The 16,498-nt window shown below is 70.8% G+C and carries 19 protein-coding genes; 8 read left to right on the forward strand and 11 right to left on the reverse strand.

The window, feature by feature from the left end:
- Nucleotides 1-8: 8 nt before the first annotated feature.
- Together LXT12_RS20425 and LXT12_RS20430 are read left to right on the forward strand one after the other, a co-directional pair.
- The gene (locus LXT12_RS20425) at nucleotides 9-1,154 is read left to right on the forward strand and encodes a D-alanyl-D-alanine carboxypeptidase family protein (protein WP_233394140.1); all 1,146 of its coding nucleotides are present in this window, start codon (nucleotides 9-11) and stop codon (nucleotides 1,152-1,154) included.
- Between the two features lie 14 nt (nucleotides 1,155-1,168).
- Nucleotides 1,169-1,453: a DUF493 family protein gene (locus LXT12_RS20430; protein WP_233394141.1), complete on the forward strand. Its 285-nt coding sequence runs from the start codon at nucleotides 1,169-1,171 to the stop codon at nucleotides 1,451-1,453.
- Here LXT12_RS20430 and LXT12_RS20435 read toward each other — a convergent pair whose 3' ends face one another.
- A complete protein-coding gene (locus LXT12_RS20435) occupies nucleotides 1,454-2,083 on the reverse strand; it encodes a tetratricopeptide repeat protein (protein ID WP_233394142.1) in 630 nt (209 codons plus the stop codon).
- Nucleotides 2,084-2,140: 57 nt separating this feature from the next.
- Between LXT12_RS20435 and lipB the strand changes: the two genes are divergently transcribed.
- Together lipB and lipA are read left to right on the forward strand one after the other, a co-directional pair.
- Nucleotides 2,141-2,809 carry a lipoyl(octanoyl) transferase LipB gene (gene lipB, locus LXT12_RS20440; RefSeq protein WP_233394143.1) on the forward strand — a complete coding sequence of 223 codons (669 nt, stop codon included), beginning with the start codon at nucleotides 2,141-2,143 and terminating at the stop codon, nucleotides 2,807-2,809.
- Between the two features lie 2 nt (nucleotides 2,810-2,811).
- Nucleotides 2,812-3,771 (forward strand): lipoyl synthase, encoded by a 960-nt coding sequence (gene lipA, locus LXT12_RS20445; protein WP_233394144.1) that lies wholly within the window; start codon nucleotides 2,812-2,814, stop codon nucleotides 3,769-3,771.
- Here the strand turns inward: lipA and LXT12_RS20450 are convergent.
- The 9 genes from LXT12_RS20450 to LXT12_RS20490 form a co-directional block, all read right to left on the reverse strand.
- A complete protein-coding gene (locus LXT12_RS20450; RefSeq protein ID WP_233394145.1) occupies nucleotides 3,768-4,748 on the reverse strand; it encodes an N-acetylmuramoyl-L-alanine amidase-like domain-containing protein in 981 nt (326 codons plus the stop codon). The genes lipA and LXT12_RS20450 overlap by 4 nt on opposite strands.
- 94 nt (nucleotides 4,749-4,842) lie before the next feature.
- A complete protein-coding gene (locus tag LXT12_RS20455; protein ID WP_233394146.1) occupies nucleotides 4,843-5,229 on the reverse strand; it encodes a c-type cytochrome in 387 nt (128 codons plus the stop codon).
- Nucleotides 5,214-6,557 carry a cytochrome c1 protein gene (locus LXT12_RS20460; protein WP_233394147.1) on the reverse strand — a complete coding sequence of 448 codons (1,344 nt, stop codon included), beginning with the start codon at nucleotides 6,555-6,557 and terminating at the stop codon, nucleotides 5,214-5,216. The genes LXT12_RS20455 and LXT12_RS20460 overlap by 16 nt, the downstream gene beginning before the upstream one ends.
- A gap of 10 nt (nucleotides 6,558-6,567) precedes the next feature.
- Complete coding sequence (locus LXT12_RS20465; RefSeq protein ID WP_233394148.1) at nucleotides 6,568-7,131, reverse strand: cytochrome b/b6 domain-containing protein; 564 nt, start codon at nucleotides 7,129-7,131, stop codon at nucleotides 6,568-6,570.
- A 52-nt stretch (nucleotides 7,132-7,183) separates the two neighbouring features.
- Nucleotides 7,184-8,560, reverse strand: coding sequence for a sensor histidine kinase (locus LXT12_RS20470; RefSeq protein WP_233394149.1), 1,377 nt, complete (start codon nucleotides 8,558-8,560; stop codon nucleotides 7,184-7,186).
- Nucleotides 8,560-9,222 (reverse strand): response regulator, encoded by a 663-nt coding sequence (locus LXT12_RS20475; protein ID WP_233394150.1) that lies wholly within the window; start codon nucleotides 9,220-9,222, stop codon nucleotides 8,560-8,562. Before LXT12_RS20475 ends, LXT12_RS20470 begins: the two co-directional genes overlap by 1 nt.
- Before the next feature lie 13 nt (nucleotides 9,223-9,235).
- Nucleotides 9,236-9,727, reverse strand: a complete 492-nt coding sequence (locus tag LXT12_RS20480) for a TlpA family protein disulfide reductase (protein ID WP_233394151.1) — start codon at nucleotides 9,725-9,727, stop codon at nucleotides 9,236-9,238.
- 22 nt (nucleotides 9,728-9,749) lie between these two features.
- Nucleotides 9,750-10,901 (reverse strand): hypothetical protein, encoded by a 1,152-nt coding sequence (locus LXT12_RS20485; protein WP_233394152.1) that lies wholly within the window; start codon nucleotides 10,899-10,901, stop codon nucleotides 9,750-9,752.
- Between the two features lie 138 nt (nucleotides 10,902-11,039).
- Nucleotides 11,040-12,278, reverse strand: coding sequence for a CaiB/BaiF CoA transferase family protein (locus tag LXT12_RS20490; RefSeq protein WP_233394153.1), 1,239 nt, complete (start codon nucleotides 12,276-12,278; stop codon nucleotides 11,040-11,042).
- 38 nt (nucleotides 12,279-12,316) lie between these two features.
- Here LXT12_RS20490 and LXT12_RS20495 point away from each other — a divergent pair, with 38 nt between their 5' ends.
- The 3 genes from LXT12_RS20495 to LXT12_RS20505 are packed head-to-tail and all read left to right on the forward strand — an operon-like array spanning nucleotide 12,317 to nucleotide 13,512.
- Nucleotides 12,317-12,838 (forward strand): hypothetical protein, encoded by a 522-nt coding sequence (locus LXT12_RS20495; protein ID WP_233394154.1) that lies wholly within the window; start codon nucleotides 12,317-12,319, stop codon nucleotides 12,836-12,838.
- Between the two features lie 9 nt (nucleotides 12,839-12,847).
- Nucleotides 12,848-13,246: a PTS sugar transporter subunit IIA gene (locus LXT12_RS20500; protein WP_233394155.1), complete on the forward strand. Its 399-nt coding sequence runs from the start codon at nucleotides 12,848-12,850 to the stop codon at nucleotides 13,244-13,246.
- Entirely contained in the window at nucleotides 13,243-13,512 is a 270-nt protein-coding gene (locus tag LXT12_RS20505; protein WP_233394156.1) for an HPr family phosphocarrier protein, read from the forward strand. Before LXT12_RS20500 ends, LXT12_RS20505 begins: the two co-directional genes overlap by 4 nt.
- Before the next feature lie 9 nt (nucleotides 13,513-13,521).
- On the opposite strand, the gene LXT12_RS20510 is transcribed toward LXT12_RS20505, so the two are convergent.
- Nucleotides 13,522-14,331, reverse strand: coding sequence for a GNAT family N-acetyltransferase (locus tag LXT12_RS20510; RefSeq protein ID WP_233394157.1), 810 nt, complete (start codon nucleotides 14,329-14,331; stop codon nucleotides 13,522-13,524).
- 115 nt (nucleotides 14,332-14,446) lie between these two features.
- Between LXT12_RS20510 and ptsP the strand changes: the two genes are divergently transcribed.
- The gene (gene ptsP / locus LXT12_RS20515; RefSeq protein WP_233394158.1) at nucleotides 14,447-16,222 is read left to right on the forward strand and encodes a phosphoenolpyruvate--protein phosphotransferase; all 1,776 of its coding nucleotides are present in this window, start codon (nucleotides 14,447-14,449) and stop codon (nucleotides 16,220-16,222) included.
- Nucleotides 16,223-16,498 lie beyond the last annotated feature (276 nt).

Genomic DNA, 16,498 nt, shown 5'->3' on the forward strand with positions numbered 1-16,498 from the left:
TTGATCCGATGAAACGACTGCTTGCCTCCTTCCTCGCCGCACTGGCGGTGACCGCCCAGGCCCAGGCCCCGCAACCTCCCGAGATCGCCGCCCGCAACTACGTGCTGGTCGACCTCACCTCGCACAAGACCCTGGCCGAGCGCGAGGCCGACGTGCCGCAGGACCCGGCCTCCCTCACCAAGCTGATGACGGCCTACATCGTCTTCGGCGCCCTGCGCGACAAGAAACTGACGCTGGAGCAGACCCTGCCCGTGTCCAAGCGCGCCTGGGACGAGCGCAAGCGCGACCCCTCGCTGATGTTCCTCGACACGACGATGACGCCCAAGGTCGACGAGCTGCTGCGCGGCCTCATCATCCAGAGCGGCAACGACGCCGCCGTGGCTCTGGCCGAGGGCGTGGCCGGCACCGTCGAGAACTTCGTGCAGCTGATGAACCGCCAGGCCCAGGCCTGGGGGCTGAAGAACACCGAGTTCAAGAACGTGACCGGCATGACCGAGCCCGGCCACAAGAGCAGCGCCCGCGACATCGCCATCACGGCCGCCCACATCATTTCGGACTTCCCCGAGTACTACGGCTACTACGCCCAGCGCGACTACACCTTCAACAAGATCCGCCAGGACAACCGCAACCTGCTGCTGCGCCGCGACCCCACCGTGGACGGCATGAAGACCGGCTACACCGACGCCGCCGGCTACTGCCTCGTCGCCAGCGCGAACCGCGACTTCCCCAATGGCAAGCGCCGCCTGCTGTCGGTCGTCTTCGGCACGGCGACCAAGGAAGCCCGGGCCAGCGAGAGCCAGAAGCTGCTGAACTGGGGCTACACCGCCTTCGACGCCGTCAAGATCTTCGATGCCGGCAAGGCCATCGCCACCGTGCCGGTCTGGAAGGGCGAGGTCCAGGAGGCCAGGCTCGGTGCCGCCGACGCCATCTACGTGGCCGTGCCCCACGGCGACGCGAGCAAGCTGCAGACCCAGGTCGAACGCATCGATCCGCTGGTGGCCCCCTTGAATAAAGGCCAGCGCGTCGGCACCTTGAGGGTGACGACGACGAGCGGCTCGCCCGTCGCCGAAGTGCCGCTGATCGTCCAGGAAGCCGTCCCCGTCTCCGGGGTGTTCGGCCGCGCCTGGGACTCGATCCGGCTCTGGATCAAGTGACCGAGACCGCCACCATGAACCTGCCGCCCGACATCCCGCCCGAACAGTCCCTGATCGAATACCCCTCGCAGTTCCCGATCAAGGTCATGGGCGCGCACGTCGAGGGCTTCGTCGAGGCCATCACGGCCGTGGCCCTGCAGTTCGACCCGGGCTTCGACCCCGGCACCATCGAGCATCGGCCGAGCAAGGGCGGCAACTACCTGGGCCTGACCATCACCATCACGGCCACCAGCCGCGAGCAGCTCGACGAGCTCTACCGCACGCTGACGACCCACCCGATGGTCAAGGTCGTCTTCTGATCAGCTCGACGCCTCGGCGTCCTGCATGGCCTTGAGCTTGGTCTTGGCCGCGTCGTCGCCGTTGCGGGCCGCCGCGTCGTACCAGTAACGCGCCAGCCGGGCGTCGGCTTCCACACCCAGCCCCGTCTCGAACATCGAGGCGACGAGGTATTGCGCGCCGACGTCGCCCGCCTTGGCCGCCTCCAGATACCAGCGGTGGGCCTGGGCCATGTCCTGCGGGCGGCCGCGGCCGAGGTAGTAGCAGGTCGCGACGGCCAGGGCGCCGTCGGGGTGGCCGTGCCCGGCGGCGCGCTCGAACCAGCCGCAGGCCGCCTTGGGGTCGGGCCGGCCGTGGCGGCCCTGCTCGATCATTTCCCCGAGGGCGTTCTCGGCAATGGCCGACTGCTGCGCCGCCGCCCGCTGCAGCCACTGCCAGGCGCGTGCGTCGCTCGCGCCCGGCAGCTCGCGGCGCAGGTTCATCATGGCCAGGTTGAACTGCCCGAGGGGCTCGCCGCGTCGAGCCGATTCGGCGAACCCACGGGCCGCGGCCTTGAGGTCGCCGTCGTCGTAGGCGGCGAGGGCGTCGGCCAGCGGCGTGGCATGCGCCGCCGCGGCGGCGAGGAGCAGGGCAGCGGTCAGGAGTGTCTTCATGGGTTCGAGTCGGCTTGGGGCGGCGAGGCCTTACGGGGCCTGCCTATGATGCCGTGCATGATCGTCAAGACTCTCGGGCGGGTGGAATACCTGCCCACGCTGGAGGCCATGCGCGCCTTCACCGCGGCCCGCACGGCAGACACGCCGGACGAACTCTGGCTGTGCGAGCACCCGCCCACCTTCACCCAGGGCATCGCCGGCAGGCCCGAGCACCTGCTGCTGCCCGGCGACATTCCCGTCGTGCCGACCGAGCGCGGCGGCCAGGTCACCTACCACGGCCCCGGCCAGGTGACGGCCTATCCGCTGGTCGACCTGCGCCGCCTGGGCATCTTCGTCAAGGAATACGTCTTCCGCCTGGAGACGGCGCTGATCCAGACGCTCGACAGCTATGGCGTCACCGGGCTGCGCGTGGCCGGCGCGCCCGGCATCTATGTGCGCCCGGCCGACCCGGGCGGTCATGCGGCCCTGGCAGGCCCGGCCGACCCGAACGACCCGTTCAAGGGGCTGGCCAAGATCGCCGCGCTGGGCATCAAGGTCAGCCGCCATTGCACCTACCACGGCCTCGCGCTGAACGTCGCCATGGACCTGGAGCCCTTCCTGCGCATCAATCCCTGTGGGTATCAGGGGCTGGCCACCACGTCCCTCGATAAAATCGGGGTTTTCACCGACTGGCCGACCGCGGCCTCCCGGCTCGCCGAGCGGCTCTCGGCCCAGTTGAGCACCTGACCATGTCCGACACGACCTACGACCCGTCGATCAAGCAGAAGGCCGAGGCCAAGACCTCCCGCATCCCGATCAAGATCGTGCCGGCCGAGGTGCTCAAGAAGCCCGACTGGATCCGCGTCAAGGCGGGCTCGCCGACGACCCGCTTCTACGAGATCAAGCAGATCCTGCGCGAACACAAGCTGCACACCGTCTGCGAGGAGGCGAGCTGCCCCAACATCGGCGAGTGCTTCGGCCACGGCACCGCCACCTTCATGATCATGGGCGACAAGTGCACGCGCCGCTGCCCCTTCTGCGACGTGGGCCATGGCCGGCCCGACCCGCTGGACGCGAGCGAGCCCGAGAACCTGGCGCGCACCATCGCCGCCCTCAAGCTCAAGTACGTGGTCATCACCAGCGTCGACCGCGACGACCTCAAGGACGGCGGCGCCGGCCACTTCGCCGAGTGCATCACCAAGGTCCGTGAACTCAGCCCGTCGACGCGCATCGAGGTGCTGGTGCCCGACTTCCGTGGCCGTGCCGACCGGGCGCTGAACATCCTCAAGGCCGCCCCGCCCGACGTGATGAACCACAACCTCGAAACCGCGCCGCGCCTGTACAAGGAGGCCCGCCCGGGGTCGGACTACGAGTTCAGCCTGAACCTGCTCAAGCGCTTCAAGGAGGAAGTGCCGGGCGTGCCGACCAAGAGCGGCATCATGGTGGGCCTGGGCGAGACCGACGACGAGATCCGCCAGGTCATGCGCGACATGCGCGCGCACAACATCGACATGATCACCATCGGCCAGTACCTGGCGCCCTCGGGCCACCACCTGCCGGTGCGCCGCTATGTCACGCCGGACGCCTTCAAGCAGTTCGAGAAGGAAGCCTACGAACTCGGCTTCACCCACGCCGCGGTGGGCGCCATGGTGCGTTCCAGCTACCACGCGGACCAGCAGGCCCACGCGGCCCTGAACGCCGGCGCCTAACCTGCCAGGGCAGCGGGTCGCGCCGGCCGGGGCTGCGGCGCCATCGGCGGCGGCTCGGGCGCGTCGTTCAGGCGCAGGAACTTGAAGCCCGCGAGCTGCGGCTTGTTCTGGCCCGCCTGGCGGGCGTCGCGCTCGGCCATGCGGGCGATGAAGCCCTGCAGGGTCTCTTCCCGCACCTGGGGCTCGGCCGAGTGCAGCAGGTGCCGCGAGCCGTCGGCACCGGTCACGATGAGCCCGACGTGCGAGGCCCAGAACTCGCCGCCGCGGGTCGAGACGATGTTGACGAAGTCGCCGTCCTGCAGCCGGGCCTCGATGGCGGCCACGTCCTGCTTGGCGATGTAGGCGTCGTCGAAGTCCTGCACGGGGATGTCCCGTTCGATCTTGAACTGCTTGCGCAGGAAGGCCCGGCGGTCGATGTGCTGGCGGTAGGCCTGCGTGGGCGCGCCCAGCGTGGTGGTGACGTCCGTGACCAGCCAGCGGTTGGCCAGGTTCCAGTCCGCCTCGGTGTAGTGGTTGCGCGTGGCCACGCCGATGACGCCGTCGCGGTAGCGGATGCGCTGCAGCATCCAGAAGAACTCCTCCCACGAGGCGCTCAGCGCCATCGCGTAGGTGTGCTCGACGAAGACGACGCAGTCGCTCTTGGTCAGGTCGAACAGCGGCTGGGCGTCGTAGGTCTCGTAGGGAAACTCGCCGAGCAGGAAGAGCTCGTAGGGCTGGCCGATGTTCTTGCGCGCCAGGGCGGCGACGCGCCGGCGCAGGTCGGGCTGGTCGAGCTGCTGCCAGGCGAGGAAGGCGCCGATCTCGCCGGGCTGCATGCGGTACAGGGGCTTGTTCAACAGCTCGGTGAGCTGGGCGTCGCCGAGGCCGACGCGGTGGGCGTTCTCCCGCTGCACCGCCGGCGGCTCGGGGGCCTTGGGTGGGAGGGCGCAGCCGGCCAGCAGCAGCGCCAGGGCGAGGGCGGCGAGGGTCTTGTGCATCGCGCCAGTGTGGCCCGGCCGCCGGCCCCGCGCTCATGAGAGCTTGTGGGCCGGCCATAACCGTGACTTCACGTGGCGAGCGCCGCTTCGCCGCCTACTTGAGCGTTGCCAGGTACGCGATCAGGTCAGCCCGGGCCTGGGCGTCGGCCAGGCCGTCGTACTTCATCGTCCCGCCGGGCACGGCGGCCTTGGGGTTGGCGATGTAGGCATCGAGGGCCTCGGGCGTCCAGGTCTTGCCGCTGGCCTTGAGCGCGGCCGAGTAGTTGGCGAAGGCGGGCACGCTGGCGGCCGGCCGGCCGAGCGTCGCGAAGAGGCTGGGCCCCTTCTTGTGCTTGCCGTCCTTGGCGCTGTGGCATTCGGCGCAGTGCTCGGCGAACACGTCGCGGCCGGTGGCCGGGTTGCCGGCGGCCATCGCGCCGCCGCCCAGCCCGGCGAGGACGGCGGCGAGCAGGGCCCGGGTGGAGGTCAGAACGAGGTCCATGCGAACAGGAAGAGGGTGTTGTTGTCCGAGGCGTTGCGGCCGGCGCCGTCGTAGTTGCTGCGCGCGCCGTTGTAGCGGCTGTACCAGGTGTACTGGGCACCGAGGCGCAGGTTGGCCCAGGGCGCGGCCCACGAGTCCTCCTTGCCCCAGGGCGTCCAGTCGAGCTGCAGCACCTGGCCGCGCGTGTCGGGCTTGTTGCCGGCCATGCCGCCGTAAAGCGTCGCGTCGGCGTCGCCCGTGGTGCGGAAGTGGCCCAGCGTCAGCCCCCAGGTCTGGGCGAAGTGGTAGCTGGCGTTGAGCTTGAGTTCGCGCAGATGGCCCGTCAGGTTGTCGGCCTCGCCGGCCGAGACCAGGTCGTAGCGGCGCTGGCGCTCGCGCACAAAGCTGCCCTGCAGCGTGAAGATGTGGTCGCGCGTGCCGAGGAACTGGTACTGGCCGTCGATGCCCACGTCCTGGTAGCGGTTGCTCGGCGCGCCGGGGCTGCGGCCGGGCTGCAGGCCGGCGTTCAGGCCGAACAGGCCGACGGACCAGTTGTCGCGCTTGCGGTCGTTGAACCAGGCGAAGCGCCAGTAGGCCGCGCCGGGAATGCGGCCGGGGTCTTCGTCGCGGCCCAGGCCCAGCAGGCTCTGGCCGCGCGGCGACAGGGCCTTGTAGGTGCCCAGCTCGGCATACCAGTGGTTGTCGAGGAAGGCGTAGGCCGAGGCGCCGACCACCCGCTGCTCCAGCGCACCGTTGATCAGCGTGCCGGTCTCGGCGCCGCTGAAGCCCAGGGCGGAGCTCGCGTAGGGGAAGCTCCAGACGGGCGAGCTGTTGAAGGGGTCCTGCACGCCGGGGTTGTTGTTGACCGACAGGCCGAGGACGAGGTCCTTGCCGTTCCAGCTCGTCGCGTGGGCGAAGCGCAGGTCGGCCTGGTCGATGGCGGTCTTCTTGGCGATGCCGTCGTAGGTCACCTGCACGAAGGCGCCGAGCTGGTCGGCCAGCTTGCCGGCGACGAAGAGCGAGGCCTCGTCCAGCGCGGTGTTGTTGTTGGTCTTGTAGCCGTCGGCGGGCGGCGCGTCCTGGGCCTTGCCCGTGCGGGTGAAGGAGGCCACGGCCATGCCGGACAGCGGCACGCTGCGCTTGCCGTTGCCGTCGGTGTAGCCGCCGAGCTTGAACTTGATGCCGAAGGGCGTGAGCTGCGGGCCGTAGGCGCCGACGTGGCACGCCGCGCAGTCCTGCCCGGTCTGGCGGGCGAAGCTGGGCACGGCATGGCTGAGGCGCGGCGCCAGCGCGCACAGCGCGAGGGCGAGCAGCGCGCCGGTGTGGCCGATCAGGCGCGGTCGGGACATGGACTTCCTTTCAGAGTGGGGATGATTTCGGGGTGCGCAGCGCCATCGCGGTCAGCAGGCCGTCGCGCCGCACCCATTGGTGCCAGGCGGCGGCCGCGGCATGCAGCGCGATCAGGGCGAGCAGCGTCCAGGCCAGCGTGCCGTGCCAGTCCTCCAGGCTGTCGGCGAGGTCGAGGTCGCGCTCAAGCAGCGGCGGCAGGGCGCCCAGCAGTGGCAGGTTGACGGCATGGCCGCGGGCATTGGCCAGGGCCAGGCCCACCAGGGGCAGGGCGAGCAGCAGCAGATAGCTCAGGCCGTGCAGGGCCGAGGACGCCCAGGCCAGCCATTGCGGCCCCTGCCAGGCGGCCAGGCGCAGACGCAGTCGCACACCGAGCCGCAGCAGGGTGGCGGCGCCGATCAGCAGGCCCAGGGGCTGGTGCCAGCTCATCAGCAGCTGGCGCCAGCTGCCGGACTCGGCCTGCATGCGGGCCAGGGCCAGCAGGAATTCGAAGAGGACGGCTGCCGCCAGACTCCAGTGCAGCAGGCGGATGGCGACGGGGTGGGCGGACTGGCGCAGGCGTGTGGGCGATGACATGCCCGTCAGGCTAGAAACCCCCGACCTTCAATTGCCTGACGATGCGGCGGCGTCAGCCCCGTGACGGGAAGTCCAGGCTCACGCGCAAGCCTCGGCCGTCGGCACCGTCGGCCAGGCTCAGCGCGGCGCCGTGGCGCCGGGCCACCTCGTTGACGATGGACAGGCCCAGCCCGCTGCCGCCCTGTCGCCCGGGCCGCTGGTAGAAGCGCTCGAGCACGCGCGCCCGCTCGTCGGCGGGAATGCCGGGGCCCTGGTCCTCCACGGTCAGCCGCGCGCCTTCGCCGGCCGGGCCGCAGCCCAGCAGCACGGTGCTGCCGCGCGGCGCATGGTCCAGCGCGTTGTGGACGAGGTTGGCCAGCGCCTCGCGCAGCAGCCAGGGCGAGCCACGCACCTTCACCGGCTGGGCGTCGAACTGCAGCTCGACGCCGGCGGCGAGGGCGGTGTCCAGCCAGTCGTTGGCCGCGGCTTCGAGCAGGCTGGCGAGGTCGACGGGCTCCAGTTCGTCCGCCTGCACGGCCTGCGGACCCGAGCGCGCCAGCGCCAGCATCTGGTGGGTGGAGCGCGCCAGGCGCCGCAAGGCGGCCCGCACCGCGCCCAGGCGCTCGCGCAGCGCGGGCGGCGCCTCGCCCTCGGCGAGTTCCAGCTGGGTCTGGATGCCCGCCAGCGGCGTGCGCAGTTGATGCGCGGCGTTGGACAGGAAGGCCTGTTCGTGGGCGGCTGACTGGCGCACACGGTCGAGCAACTGGTTGATGGTGCCGGCGAAGGGGGTCAGCTCGCCCGGCAGGCCTTCCACCGGCACGGGCCCGAGGTCGTCGGCGTCGCGGGCAGCGATGCGCCGGCTCACCCGTTCCAGCGGCTGCATGGCCACGCGCACGCCGGCCAGCACGCCGCCCAGGGCGAGCATGACGAGCATCACATTGGGAACGAGGGTGTCGAGCATCAGCCGCCGCGCCAGGCGCTCGCGGCGATGGGTGGTCTCGGCCACCAGGATTTGCAGCGGCCCCAGCGACGACTCGTGCGCATAGCTGGCCACCCGCCAGGCCTCGCCCCCGGTCGAGGCGTCGGCGAAGACGGCCCTGTCCGCCGGGCTGGCCTGGATCCATTTCGCCAGGCCGGCGTCGCCGCCCACCGCGCTGCCGTCGGCCCGGCGCACGAAGAAGGCCAGCCGGTCCCGAGGCTCGGCCCGCTGCATGGCCGCCACCGTGCGGCTGAGGTGCAGGCCGAAGTCGTCCTGCAGGCCGTCGTCGGCGTCCACGTCCAGGCGCGAGGCCAGGGCGATGGCCACGCGCGCGAGGGCGAGGTCCTGGTCGTCCTGGGCCCGCCGCAGGGCCTGGACGTAGTCGTAGACGGCGCCGAGCGCCAGCACCGCGAGCAGGGGCCAGGCCAGCAGGTGGGCCAGGCGGCGCCGCAGCGTCGGGGCAGCGCGCATCAGACCTCGAGCCGGTAGCCGATGCCGCGCACCGTGCGCAGCTGCAGGGCGGCTGTGCTGAGCTTGGCACGCAGCCGCGAGATGTAGATCTCGACGGCGTTGTCCGTCACTTCCTTGTCCCACCGGCTCAGGCTGTCGGCCAGCTTGCGCTTGGGCACGACCCTGGGCGCCTCCAGGGCCAGCAGGCGCAGCAGATGCCATTCACGGCCGGTGAGGGCCAGGGGCTGGCCGTCCAGCAGGGTCTCGTGGGTGGCGAGGTTGAGCTGCAGCGGGCCGATGCTCAGGCGTGAGGTGCTGGCCGAGCGGCTGCGGCGCAGCAGGGCGTGCACGCGGGCCAGCAGCTCGGGCAGCTGGAAGGGCTTGGTGAGGTAGTCGTCGGCGCCCTCGTGCAACCCGTCGACGCGGTCCTGCAGGCCGTCGCGGGCGGTGAGGATGAGGATGGGCAGCGTGGCGCCGGCCTCGCGCAGCTGGCGCACCAAGGCCAGGCCGTCGGTGTCGGGCAGGCCGAGGTCGAGCAGCAGCAGGTCGTGCAGGCCGTCGGCCACGACGTCGGCGACCTGGCGCCCTTCGTGCAGCAGGTCGACCTCGTAGTCGGCCTGGCGCAATGCGTCTCGCACGCCGGCGGCGATGAGGGCATCGTCCTCGACGACCAGCAGGCGCATGCCGGGAGCGGCCTCAGGCCTCGGCCAGCAGTTGCTCGATGAGGCCGTGCAGGGCGGCGAAGTCGGGCTCGCCGACGAAGCGCTTGACGATCTCGCCGCGCTTGTTGATGAGGAAGGTGGTCGGCGTCATCTGCACCTGGCCGAAGGCGTTGGCCACGGTGCCGGTGTTGTCGATGGCCACGGCGAAGGGCAGCTTGCGCGTCTCGGCGTACTTGGCGACGAAGGCGGGTGGGTCGTAGCTCATGGCCACGGCCACCGTGTCGAAGCCGCGGCCCTTGAACTTGTCGTAGGTGGCGACGACCTGGGGCATCTCCTTGACGCAGGTCGCGCAGCTGGTGGCCCAGAAGTTGACCAGCATCACCTTGCCGTTCCAGTCCCGCGAGCTGGCCTTCTGGCCGTCGAGCAGCACGTAGTCGACGGCGGGGGCCTGCTCGCGCGCGCAGCCGGCGAGGGCGGCGAGGCCCAGGGCGGCGAGGGCGGTGGCGGCAAGGCGGCGGTTCAGCATGACCGCCATTCTAGGAAATCCCTCAAGACCTTCGCGTCAGCTCGAACATCAGCAGCGAAGGCAGGGCGTCGGGCAGGTGGCGGCGGGAGATGCGCGCCACGCCGTCGCTGGTGGCGGTGGACAGCTGGGTGCGGTGCTCGCCGTCGAACATCTCGACGAAGCTGAAGTCGGGCGCGTCGCGCATGATGCCGGCGATGAGCTGCAGCAGGGCCTCGTTCATCAGCGCGGCGTCGAAGAGCAGCGCGTGGGGCAGGCCCTCGCGGCAGAACTGCTCGGCCTCGGCCACGCTGCCCACCACGTCCACCAGCATGCCCATGTGGCGCACGGCGGCCTGGGCCTCGGACCGCAATTCGCGGTTGGCCGAGAGGATGAGGAGCTGGCAGCCGGCCAGCGGCCGGGAATTGCCGCCCATGCGTTCGGCCTCCGCCTCCAGCCGGGCATGGGTGCTGTCCACGGCCGGGGCCATCTCGTCCGGTGCCAGCTGGTTGAACTCCAACGTCAGCAGCGTGATGCCGGCTTCCTGCTCGCGCAGGGGCAGCACGCCCAGCGTCAGCGCTGTCTGTTCGAGCAGCCGCCAGGCCAGTGAGTCGATACCGACGGACGAGGCCGGAGGCTCGCCGCCGTCTCCCAGCAGCTCCAGCGAGCGGTGGGCGAAGCGGCAGCTCAGCCGCGCCTTGACGGGCCAGGGCGTCAGGTCCAGGCGCAGGTCGACCGAGGAATGGGTATTGGCCAGGGCCCAGTCCATCAGGGCGTTCAGCAGCGCGAAGAGCAGGGCGCCGTCGGCCCAGATTTCGACCGGCTGCAGCGACTGGCGCACCTGCACGCCGCGGGCCTGGGTCTCGCGGCTGCGCTGGGCCAGCACGCTGCGCAGCATCTGCGTGAGGTGCTGGCGCTCGCGGTTCAGGCGCAGCCGGCCCGAGGCCAGGCGGGCGAGCTGCTGGCCCAGCATGCCGGCGGTGCGGGCGTCGTCCACGCTGCGCCGCAAGAGCCGCAGGCCGCGGCGGCTGATCTGTCCGGTGGTGGCGAGGTTCTGGATCTGCTCCAGCGCGGCGCTCAGCGGCCCGGCGATCTCGGCACCCAGCTGCTGGACGATCTCGGCCCACTGCACCGGGGACGGTTCAGGCTTGACGTCGTTCGCGGCATTGACAGGCGCGGGAGAGGGCGGAGTGGGCATGGACCAGAAGGCGATCCCGCGTCGGATGGTTCTAGGAGATGGGCCCGGCGCGGTGCGTGGGCGCATGCTCCGGGTCGCGCTGTCCCCCCTCCATCCCCCACCCAGGGGGAAACCCTTGGTTCAGGGGTGGGTCAACCCTCACGCGATCACGCCGGCCCGGCGCCAATTCGTGATTTCTTCCTCGGAACAGCCGGCTTCGCGCAGCAACTCGGCACTGTGCTGGCCGAGCAGGGGTGGGGGGCGGCGGTAGGTGACGGGCGTGGCCGACAGCTTCATCGGGCTGGCGACGAGGCGCAGGCCGGGCGTCAGTGGATGGGTCATGCCCACCACCGCGCCGCGCGCCTGGGCCTGCGGGTCGGCCAGGGCTTCGGCGATGGAATTGATGGAGCCGCAGGGCACCTTGGCCGCCTCGAGCGCGGCCAGCCAGTCGGCGCGGCTGCGCTGCCGCACGGCGGCCTCCAACTGCGGCACCAGCACGTTGCGGTGGCGCACGCGCTCGGCGTTGGTGGCGAAGCGCGGGTCGACGGCCCAGTCGGGCCGGCCGGCGATCTCGCAGAATTTGGCGAACTGGCGGTCGTTGCCGACCGCGAGGATGAGGTGGCCGTCGCTGGCTTCGAAGACCTGGTAGGGCACGATGTTCTGGTGGGCGTTGCCCATGCGGCCCGGCGCCTTGCCGCTGCACAGGTAGTTGCTGCCCAGGTTGGCCAGCATGGCGAGCTGGGTATCGAACAGGGCCATGTCGATGACCTGGCCCTGGCCGGTGGCGTCGCGGTGGCGCAGGGCCGCCAGGATGGCCACGGTGGCGTACATGCCGGTGAAGAGGTCGGCCACGGCCACGCCCACCTTCTGCGGCCCGCCACCGGGCAGGTCGTCGCGCTCGCCCGTGACGCTCATCAGGCCGCCCATGCCCTGCACGGCGTAGTCGTAGCCGGCCCGCTCGGCGCAGGGGCCGGTCTGGCCGAAGCCGGTGATGGAGCAGATGACGAGGCCGGGGTGTTCGGCCAACAGGCTCCGGGCGTCCAGGCCGTAGCGGGCCAGGTCGCCGACCTTGAAGTTCTCCACCAGCACGTCCACCTGGCCGGCCAGCCGGCGCACGATGGCCTGGCCTTCGGGCTTGGAGAGGTCGACGGCCAGGGAGCGCTTGTTGCGGTTGGCGCCGAGGAAATAGGCGGCCTCGGTGGTGTCGCGGCCGTCGGCGTCCTTGAGATAGGGCGGGCCCCAGGCGCGGGTGTCGTCGCCGCTGCCGGGACGTTCGATCTTGATGACGTCGGCGCCCAGGTCGGCCAGTGTCTGGGTGCACCACGGGCCGGCGAGCACCCGCGAGAGGTCCAGCACGCGCACGCCCGCCAGGGCTTGGGAGGAGGGGCTGTCTTGCATCGCGGGATTGTCGGCGGGCCGCTGCCGATAATCCGGTCATGCCCACCCGCCCCGTCGCCGGATTTGCCCTAATGCTCAGTCTGCTGGCTGCCTGCCAGCCGGCGCTGAACTGGCGCGAGGCCCGGCCGGAAGGCTCGGGCGCGCTGGCGCTGTTCCCTTGCAAGCCCGAGGTGGAGCAGCGGCCCGCGCGCGCCGCCCAGGGCGCGATGGGCCTGGCGCAGTGCGAGACGGCGGGCCGGCGCTTTGCGCTGGCCTGGGCCGACACGCCGGATGCCAGCCAGTCGGGCGCCGCGCTCAAGGCCATGGCCCAGGCGCTGGCGGCCAAGCTGAATCAGCCCCTCGCGCCCCCGCAGGCCCTGCAGGTGCCGGGCATGACGCCCTTGCCGGAGGCGGCGCAACACCGCCTCGCCGCCAGCAGCGGCGTGACGCGCCTGGCCGTTTTCGCGCACGGCGGGCGGGTCTACCAGGCGCTGATGTCGGCACCGCAGGACGACGCGGCCGCGTGGGATGCCTTCGTCGGCGGCCTGCGTGTGGGCGGTGCCGCCGAGTCGGCCCGCTAACATGCCGCCATGCCCAACCTGCTCGTGATCGCCCACGCGCCGCTGGCCTCCGCGCTGCGGCAGGTGGCCGAGCACACGTTTCCCGACTGCGCGCCGACGCTGACCGTCCTGGACGTCGACCCCGGCATGTGCGCCGACGACGTCGAGGCGGCGGCCCGCGCGCTGATGGACGCGACCCGGTCGACCGACTGGCTGGTGTTGACCGACGTGTTCGGCGCGACGCCCAGCAACGGCGCCCTGCGCCTGGCCGGCGAGCAGGTGCAGGTGCTCAGCGGCGTTAGCGTGCCCATGTTGTGGCGCACGCTGTGCTACGCCGGCCAGAAGCCCTTGACCGAGCTGGCGCGGCGCGCCATGCAGGGCGCGGTCAGCGGCATCGTCGCCACGCCCCCCTTGCCTCCCGACGAATGATCAAATCCACCCTCACGATCAGCAACAAGCTGGGTCTCCACGCGCGCGCTTCCGCCAAGCTGACCAAGCTGGCCGGCGGCTTCAAGTGCGAGGTCTACATGAGCCGCAACGGCCGGCGCGTGAACGCCAAGAGCATCATGGGCGTCATGATGCTCGCTGCGGGCCTGGGGGCGACCGTCGAGCTGGAGACCGACGGCGAGGACGAGCAGGCCGCCCAGGAGGCGATCACCGCCCTCGTCAACGACAAGTTCGGCGAAGGCCAGTGAACCGGCGGCTCAGCCGGTGATGCGCCGGAAGCGCGCCGGCAGGTCGGCGGTGCGCAGCAGCAGCGGCAGGTCGGCGGTGTTGAAGTCGGGGTCCCAGGCCGGCTGGCCCATGAGGCGGGCGCCGCAACGCAGGTAGCCGCGGATCAGGGCGGGCGGTTCGACGTCGAGGTCCTGGCGCAGGTGCTCGACGGGCAGGGGCAGCCGCGGGCGCACCTGGCAGTCGATGGAGGCGAGGTGCTGGGCGGCGATCTGGCGCCACAGGCTGGCCGCGAAATGACCTCCGTCGCGCATGCTCACGCTGGCGCAGCCGATGACGGTGTCCAGCCCGTTGCGGGCCATGAATTCGGCCAGCGCACCCCACAGGGCGATGATGGCGCCGCCGCTGCGGTGCTCGGCATGGACGCAGGAGCGGCCGATCTCGACGAGGCGGGGGCGCAGGGCGCGCAGCCGGGTGAGGTCGAACTCGGTGTCGCTGTACAGGCCGCCAGCCCGGCGCGCGGCGGCCGGCGTCAGGACGCGGTAGGTGCCGATGACGGGGCCGGGTTCGCCCTCGTCGGCGTCGCCGGGGCGGGCGCGCACGAGCAGATGCTCACAGTAGGCGTCGAAGAGGTCGACGTCCAGGCCGGGTGCGCCGGGCGGCGTGGCCAGGCGGGCTCCCATCTCGACGGCGAAGACCTGGTAGCGCAGCGCCTGGGCTTCGCGGACTTCGGCCTCGCTCGCGGCCCAGCTCACGGTGAGGGTGGTTGTCGGCCTGGCGGTACGTGGGATTCGGGGGGCATGCGGCAGCGCATGCGTGACGATGTCTTGACGGCTGTTCATGCCCGGCATGCTGGGCGGCCGGTTTGACGCAGCGGTGAAGACGCCATGAAAAAACCATGACGCCGGGCCGCGGCGCGACCGGCTACATTGGCCGCATGGATTGCGGAGGGTGCTGATGAGCTTTCAGGTGTTCGGCATTGCGGTCTCGCGAGGCGTGGCCATCGGCCGGGCGGTGCTGGTCGCCTCCAGCCGGGTCGACGTGGCCCACTACTTCGTCGCGCCGGATCAGGTCCAGGCGGAAATCGGCCGGCTGCTGAGCGCCCGTGACGCCGTCGTGCAGGAACTGGCCACGCTCAAGGACGAGCTGCCCGGCGATGCGCCGCACGAGCTGGCCGCCCTGCTCGACGTGCATCTGATGCTGCTGCACGACGACGCCTTCACCGGTGGCGCGAGCCAGTGGATCGTCGAACGCCACTACAACGCGGAGTGGGCGCTGTCCGCCCAGTTGGAGGTGCTGGCCCGGCAGTTCGACGAGATGGAGGACGACTATCTCCGTGAGCGCAAGGCTGACCTGGAGCAGGTCGTCGAACGCGTCCTGGGAGCACTCGCCCAGGCCCAGGGCAAGGGCGGCCCGCCGATCGCGCCGCGCGACTTCGGCGGCGAGGACCCGCTGCTGCTGGTGGCGGCGGACATCGCGCCGGCCGACATGATCCAGTTCAAGCGCAGTGTCTTCCGCGGCTTCATCACCGACATCGGCGGCAAGACCTCGCACACCGCCATCGTGGCGCGCAGCATGGACATCCCCGCCGTGGTCGGTACGCGCGAAGCCTCGCGCCTCATCATGCAGGACGACTGGGTCATCATCGACGGCGATGCGGGTACCGTCATCGTCAACCCGTCGCCCATCGTGCTGGAGGAGTACCGCTTCCGCCAGCGCCAAAGCGAGCTGGAACGCGCCCGCCTGGCCCGGTTGCGCCATACGCCGGCCGTGACGCTCGACGGCGAGCATGTGGAACTGCATGCCAACATCGAAATGCCGGCCGACGCCGAGGCGGCCGTGGCGGCGGGGGCGACAGGCGTCGGCCTCTTCCGCAGCGAGTTCCTCTTCATGAACCGCGACGGTGAGCTGCCGAGCGAGGAAGAGCAGTTCGCAGCCTACAAGGCCGCGGTGGAGGCCATGCGCGGCATGCCGGTGACCATACGCACCGTCGACGTCGGCGCCGACAAGCCGCTGGACCGGCTGACCGTCAACGAACTGCGGCACGAGCATGTGCTCAACCCGGCCATGGGCTTGCGCGCCATCCGGTGGAGCCTGGCCGAACCCAGCATGTTCCGCCAGCAGTTGCGCGCCATCTACCGGGCCAGCGCCTACGGCAAGGTCCGGCTGCTGATCCCCATGGTGGCCCACTTGAGCGAAGTGCGGCAGATCCTCGAGACCCTCAAGAAGGTGCAGCAGCAACTCACCGATGCTGGCCACGCTTACACCCGCATCGAGCTGGGCGTGATGATCGAGATTCCCGCGGCGGCCGTCATGCTGCCGCTGCTGCTTCGCCATGTGGACTTCGTGTCCATCGGCACCAACGACCTCATCCAGTACACCCTGGCCATCGACCGGGCCGACGAAGCCGTCGCTCATCTCTACGACCCTTGGCATCCAGCGGTACTGCACCTCATCAGTCAGGCCATTGCCCAGGCGCGGGCGGCCGGCAAGGGTGTCAGCGTGTGCGGAGAGATGGCGGGCGATCCGGAATTCACCGAGCTGCTGCTCGCCATGGGCCTGCGCAGCTTTTCCATGCACCCGTCGCAGATCCCGGCGGTCAAGCAGCGGGTGCTCCGGGCCGACAGCCAGCGGCTGGCGGCGGCCCTGCCGCGCGTGCTGGCCAGTGACGACCCCCGTGGGACTGCGGACAAAGAGTTGGCCGCGGTCCGGACGGGGCCGGCGGTGCATTGAAGCGTGGCGACTCGGCCGGACTTGCGCCGCACCACAACTGAATCGGCTGCCGGCGTCTGCAGATCTTCGGACGTTGCCTTGCCAGACCCGAAAATCCTGTGCTATAGTCGTGGGCTTCGCTGATCACAACGCAGCGCTGACTGGAAACGGAAAGCGCGATGGGGTGAAAGGCGGAGGGCAGGTGATCAAAGCCTGCTGGCGAGGCTTTGAGGCTCGTCGGGTGCTGGAAGCGGATCTGAAGAGAAGCTTCAAAAAGTACTTGACAGCGTCGCGAAA

This window comes from Pelomonas caseinilytica (genome assembly GCF_021353235.1).
In the GTDB taxonomy this organism is placed as follows: Bacteria; Pseudomonadota; Gammaproteobacteria; order Burkholderiales; family Burkholderiaceae_C; genus Pelomonas; species Pelomonas caseinilytica.